The 2,523-nt window shown below is 56.0% G+C and carries 6 protein-coding genes; all 6 read right to left on the reverse strand.

The features are described from left to right. Positions 1 to 20: 20 nt before the first annotated feature. Genes DW806_RS14885 through xerA form a run of 6 tightly spaced genes read right to left on the reverse strand, consistent with a single transcriptional unit; the run spans position 21 to position 2,436 of the window. Complete coding sequence (locus tag DW806_RS14885) at positions 21 to 161, reverse strand: phage holin family protein (protein ID WP_118730442.1); 141 nt, start codon at positions 159 to 161, stop codon at positions 21 to 23. Positions 162 to 173: 12 nt separating this feature from the next. Beyond that, entirely contained in the window at positions 174 to 632 is a 459-nt protein-coding gene (locus DW806_RS14890; protein ID WP_118722244.1) for a phage holin family protein, read from the reverse strand. Between the two features lie 16 nt (positions 633 to 648). Continuing rightward, complete coding sequence (locus DW806_RS16010; protein ID WP_118730443.1) at positions 649 to 804, reverse strand: tyrosine-type recombinase/integrase; 156 nt, start codon at positions 802 to 804, stop codon at positions 649 to 651. Between the two features lie 35 nt (positions 805 to 839). Beyond that, positions 840 to 1,058 (reverse strand): hypothetical protein, encoded by a 219-nt coding sequence (locus DW806_RS14900; protein ID WP_118730444.1) that lies wholly within the window; start codon positions 1,056 to 1,058, stop codon positions 840 to 842. Beyond that, positions 1,051 to 1,437: a hypothetical protein gene (locus DW806_RS14905; RefSeq protein ID WP_118730445.1), complete on the reverse strand. Its 387-nt coding sequence runs from the start codon at positions 1,435 to 1,437 to the stop codon at positions 1,051 to 1,053. The genes DW806_RS14900 and DW806_RS14905 overlap by 8 nt, the downstream gene beginning before the upstream one ends. 18 nt (positions 1,438 to 1,455) lie before the next feature. After that, positions 1,456 to 2,436 carry a site-specific tyrosine recombinase/integron integrase gene (gene xerA / locus DW806_RS14910; RefSeq protein ID WP_118730446.1) on the reverse strand — a complete coding sequence of 327 codons (981 nt, stop codon included), beginning with the start codon at positions 2,434 to 2,436 and terminating at the stop codon, positions 1,456 to 1,458. Between the last annotated feature and the right edge of the window lie 87 nt (positions 2,437 to 2,523).

Here is a 2,523-nt window from a genome sequence, read left to right on the forward strand (position 1 = left end):
CGGCACAAACGGAATGTTCATCAATCGTTCTCCTCCCCTAACTTATCCACTGCGTCCTTTGCTGCGGACAGCATCTTCTGGAGCCACTGCGGCACGGGTGCGCCCAGGTTGACTGCGTTTTCGACGATCGAGCCCAACTCCGTGAGCGTGTAACGGCACAAACGGAATGTTCATCAATCGTTCTCCTCCCCTAATTTATCCACTGCGTCCTTTGCTGCGGACAACATCTTCTTGAGCCACTGCGGCACGGGTGCGCCCAGGTTAACTGCGTTTTCGACGATCGAGCCCAACTCCGTGAGCGTGTACCACACGACCACCAACGGGCACAGCAGTGTCGTATACTCAAACGGCAGTACGACGCCCGGCAGGTGCCCGAGCATGGCGCCGATGAGCAGATCAGCCGCACCGGCCACCATTACTACAATAACTGAGCCGATCTTGTGAAAGATGCCGTCTCGTGCCGACTTGCTCGACCACTCGCCGCGGTGCATTGCTGCTGCGGTGCCGGTGAGATAATCCACCGCCATGCAGCCCACAAACAGCACTACAAGCCAGCCGAACCAGCCCCAGAGTGAGGTCAGCAGCGCGACAACTGCCGTCACGGCCAGCTTAAAATCGTTTACTTTATCCATGGTTTTACCTACTTTCTTACGCGATAATGCGATTATATTCGTACTGTACGCGGATTGGATTGATCTCCGCATAGATGAGCGTCGTTTTCGGGTCAGTATGCCCGAGCAAATGCTGAATAACTGTCAAGTCCATGCCGGCCGACAGCGCATGCGACGCGAAGGTGTGCCTCATGAGGTGCGGATAGAGTGGGCGCTCCGTGCAGCCGTTTACGCGGTTTCTGCGTCCTTCGTACCGCCGAACTCGCTCGGCACAACCTCGGGCATACCGCACTCATCAATCAGGATTCCCGCTACCTGCTTTTTCAGCTTCGCGGGCACCTGCTCGAACTCACACTTACCAAGAATCACACGCTGTGCAAAAAGCATTGCCATCATAATAACCGTCCTTTCAAACTTTTCCTTGATTTTGTTGATTAACTTACGCATAAACGACTTCTGCCATCTCTGCAATACAATCCTCATAAAAAGACTGCTGATCGGTCGCGGCGCTGACCTGCGCCTTGAGCAGCTTGTTCTCCTTCTCGCTCTCGACCAGCTTGGCGGAGATCGTGTCCAGCGCCGCCGCTGTGCCGTCCACCGCACGGGTGTACACAGCCGTCACGCTGGTCGGGTCCTTCGCGTCCACCGTGACCGACCGGAGTGCGTAGCCGGCAAGCACTTCCACCGTATCACCGGCATCGGTCTTGACCGTGAGCACAGCGGAATCCAGTGCAAGCACGGCCTCGACCGACGTTTCCGCAAACGGGATCGTCAGCAGGTCACCGTCCGTCCGGTAGTCCAGAGCCTTGATGTCATTTACTTTCATGGTTACCCCTTTCTGTGGTCAGTTCGCCACATACTTATTGTATTGATGCCGTACACCTTCCTCGTTCAGTTCGGCGTAGATCTGTGTCGTTGCAATGTCCTCGTGACCGAGCAGCCGTTGGATGACGGTTACGTCCATGCCGCCGTTGAGCGCATGGGTCGCAAACGTGTGCCGGAGCAGATGCGGGTGTACCCTGCCCTCCAGTCCGGCGCGCTCACTCAGGTTGTGGACGATGCGCTGTATCGCCCGAGGTTTCAGCGGCTCGTAGGGCGATTTGCTGGACACAAACAGACCGTCACCGCCCTTGCGCTGCATCATGTACTCCTCAATCATCAGGCGTGCGCGAACCGAGAAGTACACCACACGGTCTTTGTCGCCCTTGCCGGTGACCTGCACCGACCGATCTGCGAGATTGAGATCCGCCGCACGCAGCTGCGCGACTTCGCTCAGACGGCAGCCGGTAGACACAAGGAACTCGATCAGCGCTTTCTCCCGGTACGTCTTGCAGGCATCGCGCAGGCGTTCCAGTTCTTCGACGGTCAGCGCCTGGCGGGCACCCTTCTTGTCCAATTTCAAGGACTTGATCTTGCTCATCGGGTTCTTCTTGATCTTCTCCTCGACATGAAGCCACCCAAAGAACGCACGCAGTGTGTTGATGTGCGTTTGCAGCGACGTGTCTTTCAGGTGGCGCGTTTCATCGAGATACGAAATGTAGCCGCGAATGTCGTCGGTCGTTACCTTGGCAGCGCTCTTGTTCACCTTGGCGGCAAACATTTCGAGGTTGCAGCGGTAGTTCCCCAGGGTCTTGTCGGATAAGCCGTCAATGCGTTTCGCGCCCAGATAATACTTGATCCGGCGGCGCAGGTCGCTCCTCGTTTCGTCGCTTTCGCGCGTGATATTGTAGTCCTTCATGATAGCGGTCAGTGCTTCCGCCGTCAGCGGCGTACCGCCAGAAAAAGTGTCGGAAAGTCGCTTGATAAGCTCGGTTTTTGCGTTCAAATGTGTTTGCCCCTTTCAAGATTTGATGTATAGACATTATACATCAAGGAGCAAAAATCGGGCAATTTAGGACGCATTAGACCGCTA

The organism is Butyricicoccus sp. AM32-19 (assembly GCF_003480365.1).
Lineage (GTDB): Bacteria > Bacillota > Clostridia > Oscillospirales > Butyricicoccaceae > Agathobaculum > Agathobaculum butyriciproducens.

What these genes read in the sequence shown, in the direction of transcription:
- DW806_RS14890 (WP_118722244.1), bottom strand. Translation starts at nt 632, where the DNA reads ATGGATAAAGTAAACGATTTTAAGCTGGCCGTGACGGCAGTTGTCGCG.
- DW806_RS16010 (WP_118730443.1), bottom strand. Translation starts at nt 804, where the DNA reads ATGAGGCACACCTTCGCGTCGCATGCGCTGTCGGCCGGCATGGACTTG.
- DW806_RS14900 (WP_118730444.1), bottom strand. Translation starts at nt 1,058, where the DNA reads ATGCGTAAGTTAATCAACAAAATCAAGGAAAAGTTTGAAAGGACGGTT.
- DW806_RS14905 (WP_118730445.1), bottom strand. Translation starts at nt 1,437, where the DNA reads ATGAAAGTAAATGACATCAAGGCTCTGGACTACCGGACGGACGGTGAC.